This window comes from Bacillus sp. 105MF, from assembly GCF_000374885.1.
Lineage (GTDB): Bacteria > Bacillota > Bacilli > Bacillales > Bacillaceae_G > Bacillus_A > Bacillus_A pseudomycoides.
Genome location: NZ_KB895565.1, coordinates 330,114 through 354,149 on the forward strand (window position 1 = coordinate 330,114; position 24,036 = coordinate 354,149).

At 34.4% G+C, this 24,036-nt stretch carries 24 protein-coding genes and 1 other annotated feature; of the genes, 10 read left to right on the plus strand and 14 right to left on the minus strand.

Annotated elements, in window-relative coordinates; all coding sequences use genetic code 11:
- Nucleotides 1–80: 80 nt before the first annotated feature.
- On the plus strand, nt 81–344 hold the full coding sequence (locus tag C564_RS0101795) for a DUF3992 domain-containing protein (RefSeq protein ID WP_003196240.1): 264 nt from the start codon (nt 81–83) through the stop codon (nt 342–344).
- Between the two features lie 27 nt (nt 345–371).
- On the opposite strand, the gene brnQ3 is transcribed toward C564_RS0101795, so the two are convergent.
- Nucleotides 372–1,727: a branched-chain amino acid transport system II carrier protein BrnQ3 gene (gene brnQ3 / locus C564_RS0101800; protein ID WP_018764231.1), complete on the minus strand. Its 1,356-nt coding sequence runs from the start codon at nt 1,725–1,727 to the stop codon at nt 372–374.
- A gap of 57 nt (nt 1,728–1,784) precedes the next feature.
- Nucleotides 1,785–2,045, minus strand: a binding site (T-box leader).
- A 43-nt stretch (nt 2,046–2,088) separates the two neighbouring features.
- A complete protein-coding gene (locus C564_RS0101805; protein WP_018764232.1) occupies nt 2,089–3,627 on the minus strand; it encodes a bifunctional metallophosphatase/5'-nucleotidase in 1,539 nt (512 codons plus the stop codon).
- Nucleotides 3,628–3,933: 306 nt separating this feature from the next.
- Between C564_RS0101805 and C564_RS0101810 the strand changes: the two genes are divergently transcribed.
- Nucleotides 3,934–4,143, plus strand: coding sequence for a hypothetical protein (locus C564_RS0101810; RefSeq protein WP_016114037.1), 210 nt, complete (start codon nt 3,934–3,936; stop codon nt 4,141–4,143).
- Nucleotides 4,144–4,178: 35 nt separating this feature from the next.
- Here C564_RS0101810 and C564_RS0101815 read toward each other — a convergent pair whose 3' ends face one another.
- Complete coding sequence (locus tag C564_RS0101815; RefSeq protein ID WP_018764233.1) at nt 4,179–4,955, minus strand: class I SAM-dependent methyltransferase; 777 nt, start codon at nt 4,953–4,955, stop codon at nt 4,179–4,181.
- Between the two features lie 126 nt (nt 4,956–5,081).
- Here C564_RS0101815 and C564_RS0101820 point away from each other — a divergent pair, with 126 nt between their 5' ends.
- Complete coding sequence (locus C564_RS0101820; protein WP_371410359.1) at nt 5,082–5,918, plus strand: hypothetical protein; 837 nt, start codon at nt 5,082–5,084, stop codon at nt 5,916–5,918.
- Between the two features lie 53 nt (nt 5,919–5,971).
- On the opposite strand, the gene C564_RS0101825 is transcribed toward C564_RS0101820, so the two are convergent.
- Nucleotides 5,972–6,169 carry a hypothetical protein gene (locus tag C564_RS0101825; RefSeq protein WP_016131282.1) on the minus strand — a complete coding sequence of 66 codons (198 nt, stop codon included), beginning with the start codon at nt 6,167–6,169 and terminating at the stop codon, nt 5,972–5,974.
- A 308-nt stretch (nt 6,170–6,477) separates the two neighbouring features.
- Between C564_RS0101825 and hmpA the strand changes: the two genes are divergently transcribed.
- Nucleotides 6,478–7,686, plus strand: coding sequence for an NO-inducible flavohemoprotein (hmpA, locus tag C564_RS0101830; protein ID WP_018764235.1), 1,209 nt, complete (start codon nt 6,478–6,480; stop codon nt 7,684–7,686).
- Nucleotides 7,687–7,707: 21 nt separating this feature from the next.
- Here hmpA and C564_RS0101835 read toward each other — a convergent pair whose 3' ends face one another.
- Nucleotides 7,708–8,220, minus strand: a complete 513-nt coding sequence (locus tag C564_RS0101835; protein ID WP_018764236.1) for a Crp/Fnr family transcriptional regulator — start codon at nt 8,218–8,220, stop codon at nt 7,708–7,710.
- A 379-nt stretch (nt 8,221–8,599) separates the two neighbouring features.
- On the opposite strand from C564_RS0101835, the gene C564_RS0101840 reads away from it, so the two are divergent.
- Entirely contained in the window at nt 8,600–8,824 is a 225-nt protein-coding gene (locus C564_RS0101840; RefSeq protein WP_003196257.1) for a hypothetical protein, read from the plus strand.
- Between the two features lie 292 nt (nt 8,825–9,116).
- On the opposite strand, the gene C564_RS0101845 is transcribed toward C564_RS0101840, so the two are convergent.
- The 3 genes from C564_RS0101845 to C564_RS0101855 all read right to left on the minus strand — a co-directional run bounded on the left by C564_RS0101845 (nt 9,117) and on the right by C564_RS0101855 (nt 11,665).
- Nucleotides 9,117–9,917, minus strand: coding sequence for a sulfite exporter TauE/SafE family protein (locus tag C564_RS0101845; protein ID WP_018764237.1), 801 nt, complete (start codon nt 9,915–9,917; stop codon nt 9,117–9,119).
- 117 nt (nt 9,918–10,034) lie between these two features.
- The gene (locus C564_RS0101850) at nt 10,035–11,033 is read right to left on the minus strand and encodes an inorganic phosphate transporter (protein ID WP_006094199.1); all 999 of its coding nucleotides are present in this window, start codon (nt 11,031–11,033) and stop codon (nt 10,035–10,037) included.
- Between the two features lie 11 nt (nt 11,034–11,044).
- Nucleotides 11,045–11,665 (minus strand): DUF47 domain-containing protein, encoded by a 621-nt coding sequence (locus C564_RS0101855; RefSeq protein WP_000231447.1) that lies wholly within the window; start codon nt 11,663–11,665, stop codon nt 11,045–11,047.
- A 312-nt stretch (nt 11,666–11,977) separates the two neighbouring features.
- Here C564_RS0101855 and C564_RS0101860 point away from each other — a divergent pair, with 312 nt between their 5' ends.
- Complete coding sequence (locus C564_RS0101860) at nt 11,978–14,017, plus strand: transglycosylase domain-containing protein (protein ID WP_026008426.1); 2,040 nt, start codon at nt 11,978–11,980, stop codon at nt 14,015–14,017.
- 70 nt (nt 14,018–14,087) lie between these two features.
- On the opposite strand, the gene C564_RS0101865 is transcribed toward C564_RS0101860, so the two are convergent.
- Both C564_RS0101865 and C564_RS0101875 read right to left on the minus strand, forming a co-directional pair.
- On the minus strand, nt 14,088–14,525 hold the full coding sequence (locus C564_RS0101865; RefSeq protein WP_018764239.1) for a hypothetical protein: 438 nt from the start codon (nt 14,523–14,525) through the stop codon (nt 14,088–14,090).
- A 400-nt stretch (nt 14,526–14,925) separates the two neighbouring features.
- Complete coding sequence (locus C564_RS0101875; protein ID WP_006094211.1) at nt 14,926–16,179, minus strand: ATP-binding protein; 1,254 nt, start codon at nt 16,177–16,179, stop codon at nt 14,926–14,928.
- 134 nt (nt 16,180–16,313) lie between these two features.
- Between C564_RS0101875 and C564_RS0101880 the strand changes: the two genes are divergently transcribed.
- The 3 genes from C564_RS0101880 to C564_RS36055 all read left to right on the plus strand — a co-directional run bounded on the left by C564_RS0101880 (nt 16,314) and on the right by C564_RS36055 (nt 18,994).
- Entirely contained in the window at nt 16,314–17,159 is an 846-nt protein-coding gene (locus C564_RS0101880; RefSeq protein ID WP_006094213.1) for a DUF72 domain-containing protein, read from the plus strand.
- Between the two features lie 427 nt (nt 17,160–17,586).
- Nucleotides 17,587–18,720, plus strand: a complete 1,134-nt coding sequence (locus C564_RS0101890) for an RNA-guided endonuclease InsQ/TnpB family protein (RefSeq protein WP_026008427.1) — start codon at nt 17,587–17,589, stop codon at nt 18,718–18,720.
- 64 nt (nt 18,721–18,784) lie between these two features.
- Nucleotides 18,785–18,994, plus strand: a complete 210-nt coding sequence (locus C564_RS36055) for a hypothetical protein (protein WP_018764242.1) — start codon at nt 18,785–18,787, stop codon at nt 18,992–18,994.
- Nucleotides 18,995–19,150: 156 nt separating this feature from the next.
- Here the strand turns inward: C564_RS36055 and C564_RS0101900 are convergent, their stop codons facing one another.
- The 4 genes from C564_RS0101900 to deoD all read right to left on the minus strand — a co-directional run bounded on the left by C564_RS0101900 (nt 19,151) and on the right by deoD (nt 22,824).
- The gene (locus C564_RS0101900; RefSeq protein WP_003206602.1) at nt 19,151–19,345 is read right to left on the minus strand and encodes a DUF3924 family protein; all 195 of its coding nucleotides are present in this window, start codon (nt 19,343–19,345) and stop codon (nt 19,151–19,153) included.
- Between the two features lie 131 nt (nt 19,346–19,476).
- Nucleotides 19,477–20,007 carry a tyrosine-type recombinase/integrase gene (locus C564_RS0101905; RefSeq protein WP_018764243.1) on the minus strand — a complete coding sequence of 177 codons (531 nt, stop codon included), beginning with the start codon at nt 20,005–20,007 and terminating at the stop codon, nt 19,477–19,479.
- 107 nt (nt 20,008–20,114) lie between these two features.
- Nucleotides 20,115–21,929, minus strand: a complete 1,815-nt coding sequence (locus tag C564_RS0101910) for a sensor histidine kinase (protein WP_018764244.1) — start codon at nt 21,927–21,929, stop codon at nt 20,115–20,117.
- Between the two features lie 187 nt (nt 21,930–22,116).
- Nucleotides 22,117–22,824, minus strand: coding sequence for a purine-nucleoside phosphorylase (deoD, locus tag C564_RS0101915; RefSeq protein ID WP_000110708.1), 708 nt, complete (start codon nt 22,822–22,824; stop codon nt 22,117–22,119).
- Between the two features lie 429 nt (nt 22,825–23,253).
- Between deoD and C564_RS0101920 the strand changes: the two genes are divergently transcribed.
- Nucleotides 23,254–24,036, plus strand: coding sequence for a hypothetical protein (locus tag C564_RS0101920; protein ID WP_026008428.1), 783 nt, complete (start codon nt 23,254–23,256; stop codon nt 24,034–24,036).

A 24,036-nucleotide genomic window follows, 5' to 3' on the forward strand; every position in this document is an offset into this window, starting at 1 on the left:
AAGTTTTACGTTATTGACGCATTCGTTTGTAAGCGTTATCATTCGATTGGAAATAGTACATATAAAGGGGGAGATTGTGTATGTTAGTTCAAACAGTATTTGAAATGGGTAAAAATAAAAAGTTAGGAAACTACGTGAATGCATTGCAAGCACTTAAGGTGCAATACGATATTGAAACAGGTTGTATTGCGATAATTGAAGCGACAGAAGAATATTATTTATTTCTAGTAAAACAAACAGATTGCTATGATGTTGTGAAAGTAGAAACAGTTGATACAAACCTTGAGTATTATACGAAAGCGTATAAAATAAGTAGTTTCAATCATACTTCCTATCAAGTGTAAAAAACTCCCTTAATCGGGAGTTTTTTACTAAGACACTTTAGGTTCAGAAGGAGTTTCAGTTAGTGGTATTGGTTTTGTGCTCTTTAATTTTGCGACTACAAGCCCGATTGTTGCTCCAGCAATCGCTGGTAATAACCAACCAATTCCTTCATTATAAAATGGAATGAATTCAAAGTAAGAGGTAATGAATGTAACAGATATATTTCCTTGCTTTAGCCCATCAAACATACTTATTACTGCAGCCCCGATTAAAGCACCAACATAAACAGAACGGTAACCACCAAAGTACTTATGGAGTAATGATAATAGTACGAGTACGATAGCAATTGGATATACAACTAGTAAAATTGGAACAGAGATTGCAATGATTTTTGTTAAGCCTAGGTTTGCTACTAGAAGTCCTAATACACAAATGATACCTGCTATCTCTTTGTAAGAAAATTTTGTAAATAATGTTGAGAAATATTGGCTACATGCTGATACAAGTCCAACGCATGTTGTTAAACAAGCCAGTGTAACGATAACCGCTAATAAGGCAAGGCCATATGGGCCGAATAACTGTTGTACAATAACAGTAAGTAATTGACCGCCATTTTTTGCATATCCAAGTGAAACACTAGTTACACCTAGCCAGCCAAGTGCTCCATATACGAGTACGAGCCCTGTAGCTGCAATAAGTCCTGCTTTTGTCGTTGCAATTGCAACAGCTTTACGATCTTCTACACCTTTTGAGCGAATTGCATTCACGACGATAATCCCAAATGCAAGTGCCGAGATCGTATCCATTGTTAAATATCCTTCCATAAATCCTTTGAAAATAGGAGAAGCTTGATACTCTTGCATCGCTGGACCTGAATTTCCGAGTGGTGTGAAAACACTTTTTACAAACAATAAGAAAATAGAGAATAGTAAAATAGGTGTTAGCACATTTCCGATACGATCAACGAGTTTAGAAGGATTTAAGCTAAGCCAAAATACGATAGTGAAAAAAATGACCGTATATATAAATAAGGATAAGCTACTAGTACGAATTGTTTCTGGTAAGAAAGAACTAACACCCATTTCGTAAGCGACGTTAGCGACACGTGGAATTCCCATGGAAGGGCCAATTGCAATATATACAACTACTGTAAATGAAATTCCAAATAAAGGGTGAACATGACTTGCAAGTTGTTGCATTCCATTTCCTGAAAGAGAGATTGCAATAACAGTTAATAACGGTAAGCCAACTCCTGTTAGTAAAAACCCGAGCATTGCTGGCCAGAAGTTTTCACCAGCGTTTTGTCCAAGCATTGGAGGGAAAATTAAATTACCTGCTCCAAAAAATAAAGAAAATAGCATAAGACCTGTGAAAAAAACATGTTTTTTTGATACAGTGTTCATTGTGTTTCCTCCTTTTATAAAAATTCATTCGTAAGAACACAAAAAACTCGCCCCTTAAAAAGGGACGAGTTATATTTACCCGCGATACCACCCTAGTTCATACACGTAGAAATACATCTATATGTATGCGGCTTTGCAACGTACAACATGATACGTGTTCCTTGTAACGGGGGACGACCGGTAAGAACTTACTACATCCTTCGGTTCTACTTCTCGGAGATGATTTTCGGTTACGAGCTGAACGTTGGCTTTCAGCAAGATGCCAACTCTCTGGGGAACAGCTTTATATAACGTACTCGTTCTCGTCAATGAATTTTGTTCAAGTATTCTGACAGTATTTTTACATGTTTTTTTCATAAAGTCAATAGATTTTCTGTAAAAAATTTTGAGGGAGTGTATCTATATGAGAAATAGAACGAATAAAATTTGCAAAAGCTTCCTGATCTGTCGGGCCTTCGGAGCGATTTCTGCCCTCTTTAAATGTCAAAAATTTATCTCCTCCATTTGCTAAGAAAGAATTGACTACTACAGAGTATATTTGATCATCGCGTAATGGTGTTCCGTCATCTAATGAAATTGTTTGGACGATGTTATTTTTCCAACTATAACGAATCCCTGAAATTTGTAGCATGCGAGTTTCTTCTTTCCATTGCTCTTGCAAGACGTTTCGAATTTCTTTTCCAGACAAATACATTTTAATTAATTTGTTGCCGAATGGTTGTATGAGGAAGGTATCTTCCCATGTAATTGTTCCTTTTTTTAAATTATGCCGGATGCTCCCAGGATTTACAAAAGCAATATCCGCCTGCATAGTTTGGCGCTGGGCTATTGCGAGAACTGTTCCTAAATTTGATTGGCCGTGTTCATTTTGATTACGAGTTAACTCATGGTCCGTTATTCCGAGTTGTTCCTCTACTTTAGATTGGATTTTTGAGGCGTAAGAATCTATCCAGTTTCTTGTGTGTAAATCAGGAGAAATTGCATTTTGATAGACAGGGACAATTGTTGCAGCTTTTTTCGTAATATCTTTCGTTTTACGATTTAATGTAAAGGTGACGTTTGAAAATGCTTTTCCGTATGAGTAGGCTTGAACAAGCAATTTGCCGTTCACATTTCCATTTATATAGGAGTGGGTATGACCACCAAAAATGATATCAACATCAGGATCTATTTGATTAGCTAAATCAGCTAAAGGTCCATTTGTATTACTTTCTGTCGTATTACCACCTAGGTGGGCAAGAATAACAAATGCATGAATGCCTTTCTTTTGTAGTTGATACACATAAAGATTAATCGAAGAAGCTTCATCTAAAAAACGAATAGAAGACATATCGTTGTACATTGTTAAAAAAGGAGTATCGTTTGTAGAAACGCCGATGAAGGCGATTGGAATCCCATCAATCCATTTAATTATATAGGGGGGGAAGAGTGGTTGATTCGTTTCACTGTATACAATATTTGCGGATATATAAGGAAAGGAGCTACCTGAAAATGAACTTGTTTGTGTAACGGATTCGCCATTAATTAGTTGTTGCAGAGCAATGGGCCCCCTATCGAACTCATGGTTTCCTATTGTACCAACATCAAATTGAAGATTATTTAAAAACTCCATCGTTGGTTCATCATGAAAAAGTGCTGAAATCGGAGGACTCCCACCAATCATATCTCCTGTATGAACAAGTAAGGTGTTAGGGTTTTTATCGCGGTAGGATTGAATGTAAGCAGATATGTAATCAGCACGCCCTACAGCTTTATCGTGCAACGCTGAAGTCGTATTTAATTGGCCGTGGAAATCATTGAGGCCGAGAATTTGCACGGATACGTCGGTAGGTGGAGAAGAAGGGGATAGAAAAGAAAAAATTAGTTTGATAAGAAAAGGGAGTAATAAGAAATAGTTCATATTGACACTCCTCAATTAAAATTATTTTAGGGTGTGGATTTTTACTTACTGCCCGAAAAGACCCGATTGGTGAGAGTTGATAATCAGTGAGGGATGAAGAAAAGCCTTACTGATGGACGTTTCACTTTATTGTATGAGAAGTGGAAGGGAATCTTTTGTAAAAAGTACGTAAAAGTATAGAGGTTATGTAAAAATTTTTTGAGAAATATGACAATTAGAACAGGAAGGCAGGAATCTTTTTTATTAATAGAGAATAATACTACAATCCACTTGCTGGAAAGAACAAACCAAAAAGAGGTGACGGAAATGCTTGCGATGGGTGTATTGTTCGGAATTATAGTAATTTGTGGTTTCATATGGTTATATTATTCGCGGTCATTTAAACAAGCAGAAGTGTTACTTTTTCAAAAAGGAAGTTTGTTGACAAGTCAATCCAGATACTTAGTATGTCCAAAGTGTGGAAGTGCACAGGCTAGAAGTGGAGGGTATCAAGAATGTTGCAAAATTAGGTTATGAAAGGAGAAAGCCTCACAAAATTATGTGAGGCTTTCTTAAAATTTTGTGGCACTCCAAATAGTCCAACGATCTTGTTCAATAATCGGAGCTATATTGTTTAGTTTAGAGTGAATGTGATGGAGTAATTGAGAAAGTTCATTGTCTGTTAATTCGTATAAAATGGATCGGCCTGTGCGTGGTGATAAATCTTGTAATAATGTTTCAATAGAATCATGGATTTTTCGCACTTCCCACATTGTTTGAAGGGGAAGTGGATACATGCCGTTTTGTGCGATTAGTTGTTGTATGTGCATTGCTTTTGGTCTTCGCTTTTCCTCTATTTGAATGAGTTTAGGATAGATGGAGAAGAAATACCCACGAATATGTTCTGGGCTTCCTGGAATTGTACAATCTTCAATGGTACGATCTTGAAGAATGAGCATTCCATTTTTCTTTAAGATACGTGAGGCCTCTTGTAAAAATTTCGGGATGTCTTGTAAATGATGGATAACAGCACGAGAAATCACAATATCAAAAGTTTCATTAGCAAATGGCATATGGTGGGCATCACCATGAATAAATGAGATGTTTGGGACGGAAGCGCAATTTTCTGTTGCCGCTTGCAACATTTTTTTTGAGAAATCGAAGCCGATGACTTTGCTAGCTCTCATAAGAGCCAGTTCTTTCGTATAAATACCACCACCGCAGCCGATATCAATTATGTTTTTACCACTTACATCAATTATATTTTGAATCATTTCACACCAAGAGGAATCTGCTTTTCGCGTGGCGTAGGTGTACTTATTATGAGCATCATGAAAATTAATGGACATGTGAAAACCTCCCTTCGTATTTAGTATATCTTATTTCATCATACATAACGTTTTTGTTTCATTTTCAAGAACAATAAGCTTTTCTTATTGTTCTAGATAGGAGGGAAAAAGTTGAAAAGAAAATGGATGTTTTTCTTACTATTTTTTTTATTAGCATCGTGTAGTCAAGTTGAACAAAAAAAGGAGAAAAAACAAGTAGAAGAGACGGTGAATCCTATGCAGGAAAGTATACAAGTAACAATTATACAAAAAGGAAAGCTTGAAAAGGTTTTAAAGCAAGAAGAAGCAAAGAAAGTGGTAGATATTATTAATAAAGCTGAGAAACAACAAATAACAGGGGGTTTTGGAGAACCAGAGTACGAAATCCAAATTGAGAAAAACGGAAAGAAGAAAATATATCGTGCATGGCTAAGAGGGGAATCTCGCCAAGGGTGGCTGCAGGATGAAAAAGAGACGTATATGCTTACAAAATCTGATACAGAGCAACTTTTATCTATACTTCCAGGTGCTACTGAGCAACAAAATGATGATACAAAAGTGAACGCTTTAATAGAAGTGACAAAAAAGGACATGCAAATTACTGCTTTTCATATTAAAACAGATGAGAAAAAAATAAAATACACAGTATTTTATACAATCTCGGATTCTTTATATAAAACTTTAGAAAAAGAAGGGGAGTATTATTTTCAATTGATCTTTCCTGAAAAAATGCAACAGGTAGTCGGAAAGAAAATGAGTGAAACTATTGTAGGAGAAAAAGTTAGAGAAGGATATAAACAATATGAAGTGAATCTTACTGTACCTATAGAGGGGGCATCAACTTCCCAGTTAAAAGCATTAGAAACTTATTATGATCATTATGATTTACAAGTATTGAATCATAAAAAAGAAAAAGTAGGTACGTTTCAAAATATTATTCAAATTGTAAAAGAGTATGGTGAAAAAATGAATTTGCAAAGATAGTCAAAAACTTTCCTAGGAAATGATAATAGAGTGAACCTAAAAGGTTCACTCTATTATTTTGTTTTGGTAGACGGCTCATTTAACGATTTTCGTGTAATAAGATAGGAAATCATAAGAGCAGAAAGAATAATAAGAATAATAAAGAGATGCTTTGGTAACAAATCTAATAGTAAGACATAGCCAACTGTATAAAAGATTAATGCCGAAGCTAAAAAAGAAAGGGCACTAATCATGAAAGATTGTAATCTCATTTTTATCTACCTCCTTTCGTTATTAGTTTTGGCTAAAATTGGATGAAATAAACGTCATTTTTAATAATTGAACACGCTCTACAAAAAAAGAAATAAGCTATCCAAAATTTTGGTTAGCTTATTTCTTTTTTGGAAAAATATAAAGGTGTATATTTAATTCGTTAGTTTAGTAACAAATAGCGGGATAAATCTAAATCGTTCATATATTTTTCACAAAAACACCATGTTTATAGTGATTAAAATCACAACCTTCCATTTTGGCTTCGTTTACAATAACAATAGACAAGGAAATAGAGGAGTGGGATACAATGTTAAGTGAAAAAACAATGGAAATTGTAAAATCAACAGTACCATTATTACAAGAAAAAGGTGTTGAAATTACGACACGCTTTTATCAAATTATGTTCTCGGAACATCCAGAATTATTAAATATTTTTAACCATACAAATCAGAAAAAAGGAAGACAGCAACAGGCTTTAGCAAGCGCAGTGTATGCAGCAGCAACGTATATTGATAATTTAGAAGTTATTATTCCTGTTGTAAAACAAATTGCTCATAAACATAGAAGTTTAGGAATTAAAGCTGAACACTATCCAATTGTAGGGAAATGTTTACTACAAGCAATTAAAGAGGTTGCAGAAGCACCACAAGAAGTGTTAGATGCTTGGGGAGAAGCGTATGGTGTAATTGCTGATGCATTTATTAGTGTCGAAGCAGGAATGTATGAAGAGGCAGCGGAAAAAGAAGGTGGATGGAAAGATTTCCGTAACTTTATCGTTGTAAAAAAAGAGATAGAGAGCGACGTAATCACATCATTTTATTTAAAACCAGAAGATGGAGGGAAGCTATCTTCATTCTTACCTGGTCAATATGTAACGATCCAATTAAATATAGAGGGTGAAACATATACACATAATCGTCAATACAGCTTATCAGATGCTTCTGGCAAAGACTATTATCGTATTAGTGTAAAACGAGAAACAGCTACAGAGACACCGGATGGAAAGATATCTAATTATTTACATGATCACATCCAAGAAGGAGATATTCTTCCATTAAGTGCACCAGCAGGAGATTTCGTATTAAATATGGATTCAAACTTACCGGTTGTGTTAATCAGTGGCGGTGTTGGTATTACGCCGATGATGAGTATGTTAAATACATTAATTGAGCAAGCTTCAAATCGTAAGGTATATTTTATTCACGCAGCATTAAATAGCAATGTGCATGCGATGAAAGAGTATGTACAGCAAGTAGAGAGCGACTATGAACAAGTAGAAGCATACACTTGTTACTCTTCGCCAACAGAACAAGACCTACAAATGAAAAACTTTGATAAAGAAGGTTTCATTGATTTAGATTGGCTGCAATCTATCATTCCTACGTCTGAAGCAGAATTTTACTTCTGTGGCCCGGTACCATTTATGAAGCATATTAATGCGGCTTTAGTAGAATGGGGAGTTTCACCTGAACACATTCATTATGAATTTTTCGGACCGGCAGCAAGCTTATCATAAGGCAAACAAAAAAACGAGGTATTAGTTTACCTCGTTTTTTGTTTGTTCTCGTAACAAGCGATTTACTGTTTCACGACGTACACCGATAAGTTGTCCAATTTCTGTTTGTGTTAATATTTCATAAATGGGAATTCCTCCTAAATAGAGTGCGAACCACTCTTGTAGACGGTGGAGACGTTCTTTTGGAGAAACAGTTGTTAATTGATCGATTCGTTGCTGCATCATTCGCAATTTCGTTTGTAGTTGCATGGCGATGTCAGCATATAATTCTGGATTCTCCTGTAGTTTTTCGTACCATGTATTACATACAATGGGCTGGACCTCTGTCTTAATTAAAGCGATGGCTGTACCATGATATTCTTTCGGTGAAATTAAAGAATGGTGAGGAATTGTCTCACCAGGAACGATAATATTAAATAAAAATGGTGTTCCGTCTTCTTGTAACCGAACGACCTTTAATAGACCAGTTTTAATAAAATATAAAGGTCCTTCTTCACCTTGACGAAATAGTATATCCCCTTTATGTAGAATCAATGTTAGCACCCCATTATTTAGTTCTATTAGTTTATTGTAAGTGATATACATATAAATTCAAATACAAATACAAAAGGTGATGTATATATCCATTTTGATTTTCCAATATATAAATCGTTGCTATGAAGAACAAAATGTGACCGCACTCGTTTTTCTCTTTGCTTTCACTTGGTATGGGGCAAGAAGAGGGGCTGATTGCTTCTATGCATAGTCGGATGATCTCTCTCACTTACAAAGAAAGGTTTTATGTCAGTTTTTCAATTTGTATTTATATTGTTATAAACAGCAATTTTATTGACGAAACGTATGCTATTACAGTAGTATACTATTTAGTGTGTAATAGTACTAGCAATGAATACGCTGTAGGGGGTTTAGTATATTGTTAGATGCGAAAATGACTGATATGAAAATTCCAGCTAATGCTGTCATACATGTGGAAGAGATGAAAGGTGGAGTCGTTCTATCAGTTGAAATAGATGGTCAAATTATTTATACAATGGCTTATGACGAAGAAACGGATAGCTACGCTGAATTGTATGATAGAAATGATAAACGAGCACGTCAAGTCCATGAAGATTTTATGGGGTGGTCACTTCTTCACTAAAAGATGTCAATATGACATCTTTTTTTTGTTGAATCGATTGATTATACGAATTTATGTAATAAATAGATAAAGTTTGTAATAATTGATTTTGCATTGTTAGCATATTGTAAAGGCAAAGTGTCTTTTTTTTCGCTATCATAGGGGTAACAGCCCAGCTATAGGAGTGTGATCAACATGGACAAATTACATGTTTCAAATTTGATGTTGTTGTGTGTGTGTACAGTATTATGTTTTATTTTAGGGATGTTTTTGTATTCCTGCGTATGAAAAAACGCATTCTAAAAAGAACGCGTTAGAGGAAAGAACTGATAATCAGTTTGGTTCCAAGAATAATTAATGTGATACGCAATAAATTGATAATCGCATTACCGCTTAATTTTGTATTAATGTAAGCTCCGATTTTTCCGCCAATCCAAGCGCCTGGAATAAGAATCAATGCATAAATCCAGCTTACATTGCCAAGAGAAATATGAGTCAAAGAACTTACAATTGCTGATAAAAAGACAATAAACATTGAAGTTGCAACAGCAATTTGTGCAGGGAATGCAAAAAGAAGCATCATTGCTGGAACGAGCAATACACCGCCACCAATTCCAAATAATCCAGATATGAAACCAACTACAAATGCGATAATAATCGAAAGAAACGGTGGGAATTGATAATAAACGGTTTTACCTTCAGAATCCGTGAAAGATCGTTTAATAACAGTTGCATTTGAGAGGGAAAGAGGTTTCAATTTATCACGTAACAAGAGAAGGATAGATACAAAAATAAGGAAAATTCCAAAATATAAAGAGAAAGAATCCTGATTCAAAAATTTATTTGCCCACGATCCAATAATCCCTCCAGGACCGCTCCCTATAAATAAAATAAGTCCACTTTTATAATCTACTCGCTTATGTTTCATATAAGTAAGAGTAGAGGAGAGACCAGTGAAAACTACGGTCACAATTGATGTTCCAACTGCGAGTTGTGGTGATAAACTATGCAGTCCAATTAGTAAAGGGACGATGATAATTCCTCCGCCAAGTCCTACTAGGCTTCCGACTGTTCCTGCGATTAATCCAATGAAAAGTAACATGATATATTCCAAAATTGCCAACTCCTCTGTATAACTAATCCAACATTCATTATACACACTTTTTGAAAAGAAATAAGATTGTTCACAAAAAAGTCGTCTTCCTAGAAAAATAAGGAAGACGACTTTTGATTAGAAAATTAAATGTAATAGATAATAGAATAGAGCAGCTAATGAAGCTGAAATTGGAAGTGTAATCACCCATGTAATTAACATACGCTTTGCAGTTCCCCATTTTACACCTTTTACACGATGTGAAGCACCTACCCCTAAAATAGAAGAAGAGATAACGTGCGTTGTACTAACTGGTAAATGAATAAATGTTGCTCCGAAAATGACAAGAGATGATGATAAATCAGCAGCTACACCGTTTACAGGACGAATTTTCATAATTTGTCCCCCAACAGTTTTAATAATTTTCCATCCACCGACAGAAGTACCAAGACCCATTGCAAGAGCACATGAGAATTGAACCCATAAAGGAATATCTCCAGAATTATGAAGGCCATTTGTCATTAATGCCATTGTAATAATACCCATTGCTTTTTGAGCATCGTTTGTACCATGTGTATAAGCTTGTAGTGCTGCGGTAAACACTTGGAATAAACGGAAGTTTTGATTCGTTTTCGTTAAATTAAAGTTTTTAAAGACAACTTTAAAAATACTATACACGATAAAACCAATAACAAATGCAACGATTGGTGAAATAATTAAAGCTTCAATAATTTTAATAAATCCTTTGAAATTAATTGCACTTAGACCAGCAGCAGCAATTGCAGCACCTGCGATTGCACCAATAATTGCATGCGAAGAACTACTTGGGATTCCATAGTACCAAGTAATTAAGTTCCAAACAATTGCAGCAAGCAGAGCGGCTAAAATAACATATGATCCATGTTCTAAAGCAAAAGGATCAACAATGTCTTTTGTAATTGTTTTTGCTACACCTGTAAATGTCATTGCACCTAAAAAGTTCATAATAGCTGCCATGATAATGGCTTGTCGTGGCTTCAAAGCTTTGGTAGAAACAGCTGTCGCAATGGCGTTCGCTGTGTCATGGAATCCATTAATAAAGTCGAAAGCTAAAGCACAAATGACTATTAAAACAGTTAAAATCAAGACTGTATCCATGATCAAACTCCTTACGCGTTCTTCATAATAATTGTTTCTAATACGTTTGCAACGCTTTGACAGCTATCAGCAACTTCTTCTAGCTCTTCATAAATCTCTTTGAATTGAATGATCTTGATCGGATCTTTTTCACGAGAGAATAAATGTTTAATGGCGTGACGACGAATATCATCACACTGTGATTCGTAATCCTTAATTTTAATTGCATTTGTGCGAATGTCCACTAATTTCTTATTCGACATAAGTTCAACGGAATTTGCAATTTCAATCGCACATTGATTAATTGCCTCCACAAATTTAATCATGTATTCATCTGCCTCTGTAATAGAATACATTTCGAATAAACCTGCACTGTGGTCTAATCCGTCTAGTACATCATCCATGCTCATTGCAAGTTGCAGGATGTCTTCACGTTCAATAGGAGTAATAAACGCTTTGTTTAGCTCCATAATGATTTCATGAATAAATGAATCACCTTTTGACTCATATTCTTTCATGCGCATAGAAAATTCTTTTAAATCGCTAGCATTTTTAATTTTATACTCCACGAAAAATTGCGCGCCTTCTTTTAAATTTTCAGAAACATTCATTAACATTTCAGAAAATTTATCTTTTTTAGATTTAAATACCATTATTGTTACCCCCACGAAAAGTAATATATGTAAAATATATTGGCTAGTCAATTCTAACAAAAAACTGTCGGTTTTTAAAACATTTTATCGAAAAGTTTACAAAAACTTAACATAATACATATTGATGCATTAATAATATTAATAACGACTAATGAATATCTTACTTGTAGAATGTCCTTTTCTTGCAAAAAGTATGAATGAGAAAGAAATACTTTACACTTGAAGAACTATTACGTTATTATAATAAATTCAAAAGGAGGGAGTTTCTTCCTTTTTCTGATGAAAGTGTAAATAAATGAAGGAAGTGAATAAATGAAATTGAACAACACTCATTTCAAGAAAATGCTTGAGTGGTTCAACAAGAGGAAGAAATTGCGCAATATATTATTAATTTTTGGCGGTTTTTTCGTTACCCTATTTATTGCGGTAAATATAATGATCTCCATTCAAGACATATCTGCATTAAAACAGGCTGTTCCGCAGCCAACACTTATTTATGATGCAAATAAAGAAGTGGCAGCAAAGCTATCTTCTTCCAAGGCGGAAGGTATTAAAAGAAAAGATATTCCCGATATTATGATTCAAGCGGTTGTAGCAGTAGAGGACAAAGAGTTTTTTAGCCATCATGGTATTGACTATAGTGGGATTATGAGTGCCCTATTAAAAAATATTACGGCGGGAGAAGTAGTTGCTGGTGGCAGTACAATTACACAACAGCTTGCGAAAAATGTATTTTTAACACAAGAACGTACATTTTCACGTAAGTTTAAAGAGTATTTTTTGACGAAGAAGATAGAGCGTACGTATACAAAAGATGAAATTATTGAAATGTATATGAATCAAATTTATTTTGGTGAAGGAGCTTGGGGGATAAAAAAAGCAGCGAAATCATATTTCAATAAAGAAGTAAAAGATTTAACAATAGCAGAAGCTGCGACAATAGCAGGATTAATTAAGGCACCATCAACCTATTCACCATATAAAAATTTTAATAAGTCAATTGAAAGACGGAATGTTGTTTTAGCACTAATGAAAGAGCAAGGGTATATTACAGAAAATCAATACAAGAAAGAGCAAGAGACAGGTCTTGCATTACGACGAGGTGTTGATGATAAGTATAAAGGAAAATATTCGCAGTATGTGGATTATATTGTACGTGAGGCAATGGAGAAATATGAATTGACGCAAAATGAAATTTTAGCTGGTGGATATCGTATTTATACAGAGCTTGATCCGAAAAAACAACAAGCAGTAGAAGATGTTGTGAATAATGATAATTATTTCCAAGGGAGTAACGCTGATCAGCTTATGCAAACGGGCGTTGTTTTGATGGACCCGAAAACTGGTGGTGTACCCGCACTAGTCGGCGGGAGGGGGACGTATCAATTTTTGCAATTTAACCATGCAACGCAATTAAAAAGGCAACCTGGTTCAACCCTAAAACCTTTTGCCGTATATGTACCAGCATTAGAACAAGGATATGAAGTGTATGATGTTTTAAAAGATGAGCCGCTTAATATAAAAGATTATGCGCCCCAAAATAGTGATCATGCTTTTCATGGTGATGTTACAATGTATGAAGCGATTGCTAAGTCCTATAATGTACCAGCTGTTTGGTTGTTAGAACAAATTGGATTGGAAAAAGGTTTGAAGTCATTAGAGCGTTTTGGTATCCCACTACAAGCAGAAGACCGTACTCTTCCTATTGCTTTAGGGGGAATGCATACTGGAACTTCTCCATTTGTAATGGCTCAAGCTTATGCTACTTTTGCTAACGATGGTGTACAAGTTGAAGGGCATGCAATCCGGGAAATACAGAATGCTGAGGGAGAAACAGTTGGGAAATGGTATAAAAAAGAAACCCGTGTAACGAGTGAGAAAGTTGCTCAAAAAATGACGTACTTATTAAAGGGTGTTGTTGAAAAAGGAACGGGTGAAAAAGCAAAGGTGAAAAATATTGATACTGCTGGAAAAACGGGAACCACTCAGCTTGTGGATGGTCCAAGCAGCGGAGCGAAAGATTCTTGGTTTGTTGGCTATACACCGGATTTAGTGGGAGCTATTTGGATAGGATATGATAAAACAGACAGTGAGCATTATGTGCCAGGTGGTAGTCAAATTACAACGACAATGTTTCGAGATATTATGAAAAAAGCTGATGAAAACCCTAGTCAAAAAGCATTTCAATTATCACTTATATCAGAGGCTGACTATTCGAAACAATTAAAGACAATTGAAGAAGAAAAGAGAAGAAAAGAAGAAGAGAAAAAGCGTCAAGAAGAAGAAAAACAGAGAAGAGAACAACAAAAAGAATGGATTGATAAAGTAAAAGAGTGGATTCCATTTTTGTAAAAATAAAAAGAGGCGAATGATTATATTCGTCTCTTTTTTTATGAAGGGAAAAAAATTTTTAGCAAGTGTATTATTGTTCATTGAGACGAATGATTACGTTGGAATGGGATTGTGAAGTGTAAATAATGGAAATTGTTCCTTTGCTAATTGGCTCATAAGGTAGGTCTTCTTCGTATTTTCCAATATTTTTATTGTGAATGGATAATGTGATTTCATCGATTTTCTGATTTTTATATTGTTCTTTAATTTTTTTAGCAATCTGATTCAGGTCATGATGGGAAGCAGCTTTTGTAATAATCATTCCTTTGATAACTTTTTTTTCTTTAGATGAGGAAGAAGATAGAGGGACTGTATTTTGTTTTGCATATAGTAGCTCATATGGAGCTATATTGCTGTTTTCTGCTGCTTTTGATGTAGCCGTATATTCTAAAGTTAAAAAGAATGCTGAGCATAAAAATATACATGACATAAGGGAAATCCAAAAGCGTATTGACAATAAGACGTTCATTTTCATCCCTCTTTCATATCATTGTCTTCTTTATCTATCATACAAAATAAGCGTTAAGCTAGAGTAAATTTGAAGTAAAGAAACGTAAAGAAGGAAATCAAATATTTAAGATGAGATGAATAGCATCTAGTTATTCCTTATTGTGTATGTATGTTAGATTTGGAATGGAGGAAGAGACAGCAGTTAGAAAAGTGAAAAAAGAAACAGGAATAGACATCGAACGAATTAAGCTTTGTGGCATTTCTCATGAAAGAGGAATAGATAATACATATTGATTAGGGGAATGGATTGGCGGAGAGCTAATGACGTGTGCTGAAAGTTTACAAATCGCATATTTTGAATATATTTATTTGATTATATCAGTGGGGCTTCATCCCCACTGATTATTTTTAGGGAGATGCTATAAGCCAGCCCCTTTTTGTGCTAATGGAATTGAGATGATAAATGTTGTTCCGTTTTCATTACTAGAAACTTTTAAAGTTCCATTGTGATTTTGAATGATTTTTCTTGTTACTGATAATCCGAGTCCAGTTCCTGCATCTTTTGTAGAGAAGAATGGATCAAATATATAGTCTTGAATCGCTGGAGGAATACCAGTTCCATTGTCTTGGAAAGTAATGCGAGCAAAATTATCCAAACGATGACTAGTGATTTGAATGGACAAAGGTTTATCGCTTTTTGCATCCACAGCATTTTGAAATAAGTTTAGGAAAACTTGAACGAGCTCATGTCGATCAATATTCACTAATATGTCTTCTAAATCGGAGGATAAATTATATTCAATAGAAATGTTATGCAAAAATACTTCACTAGCTAGTAGCTGTTGGATATATTCACGTAAAAAAGTATTGATGGGAAATGGTTCTCTTTTAAATTCGTGTGCTTTTGAAATAGATAAAAATTTCGTGATGATACTATTGGCACGATCTAATTCAGGAATGAGTAAATTTTGAAAAAGCTCTTTATTAGAAGGTGAAACACTTTCTTGTAAAAATTGTAAATAACCGCGTACTGTTGTAAGTGGATTACGAACTTCATGTGCAATTCCAGCTGCAATTCGACCCGCTAATGCAAGTTTTTCAGCATCACGTTCGGTATTTAAATAATGAAAGACACTAATCACACGGAAGATCTCTCCATTATAGTCACGAATAATTCGGTTATTAGAAATTCCATAATTTGTATCTAACACTTCTTCGTTATAAATTTCTTTTCCGCTTCTTAATGTTTCTAATGCCTTAATTTTTTCTTCAGGTAGGTTTAATAACTGTTGAATCGGTTTGCCGATGATATCGCTCCGTGATATTCCCAAATCATCTACTGCAGATTGATTACATAATGTAATGATGCCTTTATTGTCAATAAAGGTGACATGATGCGAAAATGCATCAAAAATATGAACAAAGTGCTTTTCAAGTTGCTCAAATAGAAATAAGGAATCGCAAGTTAGTACAAGGTTTGATTCTCTCTCTTGCTTTGGTATGCGATTGATGGAATGAGAAGTCCCTTTTTTATGTAACTGTAAACCTAGTTGTGAGTTTTTATATGTAAAATGATGTGGTAGTTGATTCACCAACTGCTCATAAAACTGTACTTTTCTTTCTAATTCTTTTATTTGCTTTTCATGAGATAAAGTAGTATCCTCTTGAATCATAAATAAATAACTCCTCAATTTAAAAATTCTTCCATCTAGTATATCATATTTTATAAAGATGCTCTTGAAGAAGATTGAAACTTTGTTAATTAGGTGTGTATAGATTTATAGAAATGGGATAAGGAGGGGGAAAGGTGATTTCTATTGGATTAACAGGATGGGGAGATCATGATTCTTTATATGCAGATTCCTATGAAAATAGAAATAAATTGCGAACATATAGTGAGTATTTCCCTATTGTTGAAGTAGATAGTTCATTTTATGCTATGCAACCGGTTCGAAATTATATGAAATGGGCGGGGGAAACGCCAAAAAATTTTTCGTTTGTTGTTAAAGCGTATCAAGGGATGACGGGACATATGCAAGGAGAGATTCCATTTTCAAATATTGATGAGATGTTTGAAATATTTAAACAATCGATTATTCCGCTTCAAGAAGCGCATAAATTAAAGGCGATATTATTCCAATATCCACCTTGGTTTGATTGTCAGAAGAAAAATGTAGATTTACTTCGTTATACAAAAGAAAAGATGGAAGGCTTACCGTGTGCCATAGAGTTCCGAAATCAAACGTGGTTTCATCCTAGTATGCATGATAAAACGTTGCAATTTTTAGAACAGGAAGAATGGATTCATACGATCTGTGATGAACCACAAGCTGGCATTGGTTCTGTTCCACTTGTATTAGAAGCAACTCATCCTGAAATGGCACTGATACGCTTTCATGGTCGTAATATTCATGGATGGCTTGATAAAGGAGAAAATTGGCGAGCAGTTCGCTGCTTATATCGTTATAATAAACAAGAGCTAGAAGAATGGACAGAGCGATTACATACATTGCAGAAAAAGACAAAAAACATATATGTACTATTTAATAATAATTCAGGCGGGGATGCTGCTGATAATGCAAAACAACTCATGGAGATGATGCATATTACATACGGCGAACCAAAACCGGAGCAACTCAATTTATTTGAATAAACGCAAAAAAGAAAAACACTGTACAAACAGGGGGAATGTACAGTGTTTTTCTATATGAAAAAGAGGGTAACAATGTTACTGAGCGTTTGGTTGATTCATCAATTGTTGGCTTCTTAATAAATGATAATAGTTATCATTATCGTTGTCAATATTTTTTCGTAAATAAAATAAAAAACTTGATGTTTATGTGGAAATAGCCTGGTGTGGGTTTTGAATAAAGTTTAACAGTACTCCAACAGAAGTCCCATTCCTCAAGCACGTGTAGGGCATAGCCCAGGTGGTAGGGAGGGGATGAATGTTGGTCGTGCATAGCACGAAGTTTCTATTTCCTTTTTATGTAACTTTGTGTATACTAGCAGAAAAAGGAACGTACATTCTATTTCGTGTTTAGGAATCTGAAAAACTATATCGAAAAAAGGGGGAGGGGATGACAATGTTGCTAAGCCAAAAATACGAGATTTTCCCAACCAAAGAACAAAAAGAAACGTTAGATCGTTGGCTACAATATTGTCGTCAAGCTTATAACTCTGCTTTTTTAGATAAACAAAGAAAATATAAGGAAAACAAACAATTGTATACACGTTCTGACATGCAAAAACAACAAGTCATCGATAAGAAGAGGTATCCTTTTCTAAAAGAAGTGCCATCACAGCCTTTACAAGAAGTATTTTTACGATTGGAAAAGGCATATGATGGCTTTTTTCGTGGGGATGTGGGTTATCCAAAATTGAAACAGTATAAAGACTATAATAGTCTCACTTTCCCTCGATTTGGATTCAAACCGAATGGGAAACACCGCTTTGCGATGTCATTTGCAGAGAACGGAAAATTATATAACAAACGATTAGGGGAAATGGATATCCATCTGCATCGTCCAATAGAAGGAACCATTAAACAATTGATTATAAAACGCCAATCTAAGAGATGGTACGCTATTTTTAGTGTCGAAAGACAAGTTGTACCTTCCTCTATTACGATAGAAAGTGCGATTGGTATAGATGTGGGTCTGAATAAATATGCTGCTCTTTCCAATGAAACTGTATTTGAAAATCCAAGATTTCTTCTGCAAAAAGAAAAGCTACTGAAGAAAGCGCAGCGTAACCTTTCGAAGAAAAAGAAAGGCTCTGCGAACTATAAGAAACAAATAGAACGGATTCGGAACCTTCACGAAAAGGTAACGAACCAAAGAAAAGATTTTTTGCATAAATTAAGTTATCATCTAACGCAAGTGTATTCGGTGATTTGTATAGAAAATCTCGATATCCGAAATATGGTTCGGAATCGGAAAGTATCGAAGTCGATTTCGGATGCGGGCTGGGGTGCTTTTCGCAGGATGCTTTTGTATAAGTGCAAGAAATTTGGAGGCCTACTTGTGAAAGTAGATCCAGCATACACATCGCAAGATTGTTCTGGTTGTGGAAATCGTGTGAAAAAATCACTTTCTATTCGGACGCATATTTGTGCAAAGTGTGGAACGGTATTAGACAGGGATCATAATGCAAGTCTAAACATTTTGCGAAAAGGGTTAGAACAATTACTTGTGAGAACGACTGAAGACTGAAACTGTAGGGCAAGGTTGTGTCCAAACAGTATAAACGACGCCTGTGGAGAGTATGTAAGACTGCTTGGATTCTCAAGCAGCAACACTCTATGAAACAGGAAGCCCCTTCTTCAAACGACTCGTAAGAGTGTTAAGGAGGGGTCATTCACTTGAAAGTGGTAAACAAGCTGAAGAAATATTAAGGAATCAACGTGCAGACGTAATAGCAACCGGAAGGCCTTTATTAGTAAATCCATTTTGGAGCGTCAACGCATCGAAAAGTTTAAAAGTTTAAAAGTTTAAAAGTTTAAAAGTTTAAAAGTTTAAAAGTTTAAAAGTTGAAATAGATGGTCCTGGTGTATATAAGAAGTATTGGTACGCTTAATGTGTATTTAAAACAAAGCTTAACCGTTTGCAATAAAGTTGTATGGTTTATAAAAAAGAACAGCGATTAGCGCTGTTCCTTTTTTATTACATATTGTTGTAAATCAAAAGGAGTGATTTCTTGAATAAACTCCTTCGAGATAAGTGATTGAACGAGTGTACTTTCTGAGATTGTAGCACCTGTTTTCTTTTGATAAGCCTGTTTTAATAAACCAAGTTTTTCTGCTATTTCTTTTGGTAATTCAATTGTTAATGTGTTCATAATTTCTCCCCCTTGTTATTAGAGTACCACTACAATATAGGAGAAACAAGAAAAGAGAATATGAAACATAAAAAAGGTTACCAAGTTTAAAGTTGGTAACCTTTTTTATGTATAAGAACCATGGCTGTTTTTTATGCAATACCGATATATTTTAAAGTTTTTGATGGGGTACTATGATCAAAGAAGTGTTGTAAAAATGCAATATCAACACCAGATTTATATGCACAATATCCCCAAGTTTTTCGAAGTGTATGTGAGCTAATCCCTTCTAAACCAACTTCTTTTGCAGCTTTGTTTAAAATATACCATGCATGCTGTCTTGTAATGGATTTTGTTCCTTTTTGAGACTTTAATAATGGTTCATTTCGTTTCCATGTTTTACGTTCTCTCATATAATCTTCGATTGCATGCTGTAAGTCTTCGTTTACAGCGAACCATTTATGTTTTTTAACTTTTTCATTGTAAAATAAAATGGAGTGACGAACATTTTCATTCTCATCGATGACATCACCAACTTTTAATTGTAAAATCTCGCTTACTTTTAGACCGGAATTTACAGCTAATACGAATAATAAGCCATCACGTTTCGAAGATTGTAAAAGTATATTTTTGATTTTTTCTAATTGTTTTTCGTTTTGAATAGGTTGTCCTGCTTGTTTCATTTCACGCACTCTCCTCTTTTATATGTGTAAAGGAAAGGATTAACTTGTTTACTACTATAAAGGGAGAGTGTGAATTTCATGTGAACTCCTCGTGAAATTAAGACAAATTATTTGACTTCTTTTATTTTTTGTAAATCAAAATAAAAGACGACACTATCATTGGTATTATATACACCATATTTGGCATGGTGTAGTTCCAAAATGTTTTTTACAATTGATAAACCAAGTCCAGTTCCTCCAGTATGGCGGCTACGGGAAGCGTCTAGACGATAGAAGCGATCCCATATCTTTTGTAAACTTTCCTCTGGGATTGGATTACCGGTATTCTCAATTTCCACTTTTACTTTTTCTTCATTTTCTATAACACGAATACGAATTTCTTTACCATCAGGTGTATAGCGAATTGCATTGCTGAGTAAATTCACAACAACTTGCTCAATGCGATTGCGATTTGCTTCAACATATATAGAGGGATTTGCATCGATTTCTACTTGTAATTGTTTTTCTTCCATACTAAATAATAGCTTCGTATACACTTGTTGGACAAGTTCACCAAGTGAAAAAGTATTCATTTCTAGTTTATACGTGCCAGATTCTAGTTTTGCTAATTCTAGCATTTCTACGATGAGTCGATTCATGTTTTCTGTTTCTTCTAAAATAACATCCGTATAGTATGTGTTATCTTTGCTGACGCCATCTTTAATACCTTCTGCAAAGCTTCTAATAACACTCAGTGGTGTTTTTAATTCATGAGATACGCCAGAAATAAATTCTTTTCTAGTTTTTTCTAATTGGCGTTCTCGTTCGATATCTTGCTGTAATTTTGTATTCGCAATGTTTAATCGATCGATTCGATCTTTTAAGTTTACTGATAATGTATTAATACTACTAGATAAACCGCCAATTTCATCATCTACTGAAACGGGTAACTTTTCGGTGAAATCAAAATTAGCCATTTTTTTTGTGACTCGGTTCATTTTAATAAGCGGTTTAACAATGATTTTTGAATAATAAAAGGATAATAAAATAATGACGAGAAATACGACAATTAAGGCATAAACGTAATAATCTTTTAAAACGAGCATTGCTTCATTAACAGGCTGTAAGGAGGTCATCGTAAAAGCAAATTCTTTAATTTTACCTTTTTCAATAACTGGCTTTACAAAAACTTGACTTTTTCCATTCTCCTCTTCTCCGATTGTAAATGTTGTCAATTCATTTGAATTTGTTTTACCTAGTATCACAGATAGTTCCCAGCGCTGAATTCCTTGCAATGTCTCTAAATTATTTGCGAGACGAAGGTCGTTTTTGGAAGGAAGGTGTATTTTGGATACAATCCCTTCAAATGTATGGACGACAGGTTTTGTGTCTTTTGCATATTTATTTTTCTTAGCGTTTGTCCAATCAATATTGAATAATTCAAAGTCAGAAATGATGTTATCATTTTTCCATGTATTATAACGAGTCGTAATCTTAACAGGTATAACTATATCTTTTTTGAAAATTCCATCTATGAGAATAACATCATTACTTTTTAACTGTAAATTCATAAACTTCGTATATTCATCGATTGTTAAAATATTGTTGAGTGGAATGGAATACGATTTATTTGATTTATCCACAATCTCAATATAGTAATTATTTTCATCTTTTATAATTCCATTTGGATCTAATAAAACGACGTCAGCGTTTGTTTTTTCATGAAATTCTTGTTTGAGTTTTCTTATTTCCTCAAATGTTCCCTCACTTTTTTCATAACTTGATAAAAACTTTTCAAAGGCAGTTTGGACAGTTTGAACCTTTTTATTAATATAAAATGTTTCTAAAAACAATGATTGCCCAACGAAAAAAAGGAGGAAGGTAACAGTAAATAATGTTGATGTTAATAAAAATAGTTTAAAGACAATGCTTCTTTTTTTCACTTCTTCACCTCATAAAAGAATACTCGCATAAATATTTTCTCTATTATAACAAACGATAAAAGAAAGTAGATGCTGAAAATCTGTCTCTATCTGAAATAGTTTTTTATTAAAAGTCATATAAAGTAATTATTTGATTTAGAAAACAATAAAAAGAACTCGCCAGACGTATGACAAGTTCTTTTGTGTATTATTGTTGAATTGCCGCGTCTAAAGCGATTTCAATCATTTCATTAAATGTAGTTTGACGCTCTTCAGATGTTGTTTCTTCTCCAGTGAAGATGTGGTCACTTACTGTTAATACAGATAATGCATTTACACCGTATTTCGCTGCTAATGTATAAAGAGCAGTTGTTTCCATTTCTACAGCTAACACACCGTATTCACCAAGTTTTTTCACCATGTCCATGCTTTCACGATAGAATACATCTGCCGTTAAAACATTACCAACGCGAACATGTAATCCTTTTTCTGTTCCTGCATCATATGCTTTCTTTAAAAGATCAAAGTTTGCAGCTGGTGCAAAATCAAATCCAGGGAATGTTAAACGGTTCATGTTAGAGTCTGTACAAGCCGTCATTGCAATAATTACGTCACGTACTTTTACATCTTTTTGAATCGCGCCACATGTACCTACGCGAATTAAGTTTTTCACTCCATAGCTTTGGATTAATTCGTTAACATAGATAGAAATAGAAGGAACACCCATGCCTGTCCCTTGAACAGAGACACGTTTTCCTTTATAAGTTCCAGTGAATCCTAACATACCACGTACATTGTTATAGCAAGTTACATCTTCTAAAAATGTTTCTGCAATATATTTTGCACGTAGTGGATCACCAGGTAGTAAAATAGATTCAGCAATTTCACCTTGTTTTGCTTCAATATGAACGCTCATAAAAATCCTCCTTGTTATGTATAGATATAAATCAACATCACCTGCATTATACACTAGGAATCCTACCAATTAAAATCTTTTTCTTATTTGTAGTATATGCAAGATTCAACGTTTTCAATAGGTTGTTATTTATTACATAGCGGGTTTTTGTAAAAAAGAAATATATAAATACAAGTTGAAAAACCGATATAAACCTTTTCTTTTTAGGGGGGAGAGAGCATCCGACCATGCATAGAAGCGGTCAGACCCTCTTCCTGCTCCATGCCAAGTAAAAACAAAGAGAGAAAACGAGTGCGGGTCACCTTTTATTCTTCATAGCAACTACTTATATGTTGGAAAATCAAAATGGACATATGTAGAAAGAAGATGTAGCAATGTTCTTTTTATAGGTGCAATAGTCAGAATTGTGTTACAATTTATAAAAAAAGTATGGCAGGTGATTGTTTGAAAAATCTTGTCATTGGGCTAATTGCGTTACTATTTATTGTAGCTGGTGGATTTTACATGCAAAAGTATAAAGGAACGACAGAAACAGCAGGGGACATTCGAGAGGTAAAATGGGATATAAAAAATAGAAAGGGAAATGAAAAAATAGATATTACATTTCAACTGTTTAATAAAAATAACAACGAAATTCGTGGAGTTAATGATCGTATTAGAGCTATTATCGTGGACGAGCAGTTAAAGGGAATTCAGCGAATCACTCCTGCATTTGCTGGAAATGGTTCATATAAGCTATCCTCAGGTAAAACGAAAGATAAAGCATATACGATTTTCTTATATGAGGATCATGGTAAAACAGAACAGTTCTTTTCTAGGAAGAATTTTGGGGAAGAGGAAAAAGAGAAGAAACAAAAGAATGTAATAGAAGATACAGTGCTCACCAAAAAAATTGGTGATTACCAAATGTCGCTTTTATTTGGAGCGCTACATCCAAATGAAGCAGCTACATTGACATTTCAGCTGCAAATAAAAAAAGGAGAAAGTGTGAAATTTAATTCCAATACTGGAGAACAAGCGACGCTTTATATAATCGATGAAAAACGAGAACATTTTTTATATGCAGTCCCTGTAAATGAAGAAGAGCAATTGCAATATCGTATTACATTCCCAGAGCAAGGGACGTATAAAATATGGGGAACATTTTATATAAACGGAAAAAAGTATGAAAAAGAGTTTATACTCCAAGTTCAGAAACGAAAAAGCAGCTAG

What these genes read in the sequence shown, in the direction of transcription:
- C564_RS0101795 (WP_003196240.1), top strand. Translation starts at nt 81, where the DNA reads ATGTTAGTTCAAACAGTATTTGAAATGGGTAAAAATAAAAAGTTAGGA.
- brnQ3 (WP_018764231.1), bottom strand. Translation starts at nt 1,727, where the DNA reads ATGAACACTGTATCAAAAAAACATGTTTTTTTCACAGGTCTTATGCTA.
- C564_RS0101805 (WP_018764232.1), bottom strand. Translation starts at nt 3,627, where the DNA reads ATGAACTATTTCTTATTACTCCCTTTTCTTATCAAACTAATTTTTTCT.
- C564_RS0101810 (WP_016114037.1), top strand. Translation starts at nt 3,934, where the DNA reads ATGCTTGCGATGGGTGTATTGTTCGGAATTATAGTAATTTGTGGTTTC.
- C564_RS0101815 (WP_018764233.1), bottom strand. Translation starts at nt 4,955, where the DNA reads ATGTCCATTAATTTTCATGATGCTCATAATAAGTACACCTACGCCACG.
- C564_RS0101820 (WP_371410359.1), top strand. Translation starts at nt 5,082, where the DNA reads ATGTTTTTCTTACTATTTTTTTTATTAGCATCGTGTAGTCAAGTTGAA.
- C564_RS0101825 (WP_016131282.1), bottom strand. Translation starts at nt 6,169, where the DNA reads ATGAGATTACAATCTTTCATGATTAGTGCCCTTTCTTTTTTAGCTTCG.
- hmpA (WP_018764235.1), top strand. Translation starts at nt 6,478, where the DNA reads ATGTTAAGTGAAAAAACAATGGAAATTGTAAAATCAACAGTACCATTA.
- C564_RS0101850 (WP_006094199.1), bottom strand. Translation starts at nt 11,033, where the DNA reads ATGGATACAGTCTTGATTTTAACTGTTTTAATAGTCATTTGTGCTTTA.
- C564_RS0101855 (WP_000231447.1), bottom strand. Translation starts at nt 11,665, where the DNA reads ATGGTATTTAAATCTAAAAAAGATAAATTTTCTGAAATGTTAATGAAT.
- C564_RS0101860 (WP_026008426.1), top strand. Translation starts at nt 11,978, where the DNA reads ATGAAATTGAACAACACTCATTTCAAGAAAATGCTTGAGTGGTTCAAC.
- C564_RS0101865 (WP_018764239.1), bottom strand. Translation starts at nt 14,525, where the DNA reads ATGAACGTCTTATTGTCAATACGCTTTTGGATTTCCCTTATGTCATGT.
- C564_RS0101875 (WP_006094211.1), bottom strand. Translation starts at nt 16,179, where the DNA reads ATGATTCAAGAGGATACTACTTTATCTCATGAAAAGCAAATAAAAGAA.
- C564_RS0101890 (WP_026008427.1), top strand. Translation starts at nt 17,587, where the DNA reads ATGACAATGTTGCTAAGCCAAAAATACGAGATTTTCCCAACCAAAGAA.
- C564_RS0101900 (WP_003206602.1), bottom strand. Translation starts at nt 19,345, where the DNA reads ATGAACACATTAACAATTGAATTACCAAAAGAAATAGCAGAAAAACTT.
- C564_RS0101905 (WP_018764243.1), bottom strand. Translation starts at nt 20,007, where the DNA reads ATGAAACAAGCAGGACAACCTATTCAAAACGAAAAACAATTAGAAAAA.
- deoD (WP_000110708.1), bottom strand. Translation starts at nt 22,824, where the DNA reads ATGAGCGTTCATATTGAAGCAAAACAAGGTGAAATTGCTGAATCTATT.
- C564_RS0101920 (WP_026008428.1), top strand. Translation starts at nt 23,254, where the DNA reads ATGGCAGGTGATTGTTTGAAAAATCTTGTCATTGGGCTAATTGCGTTA.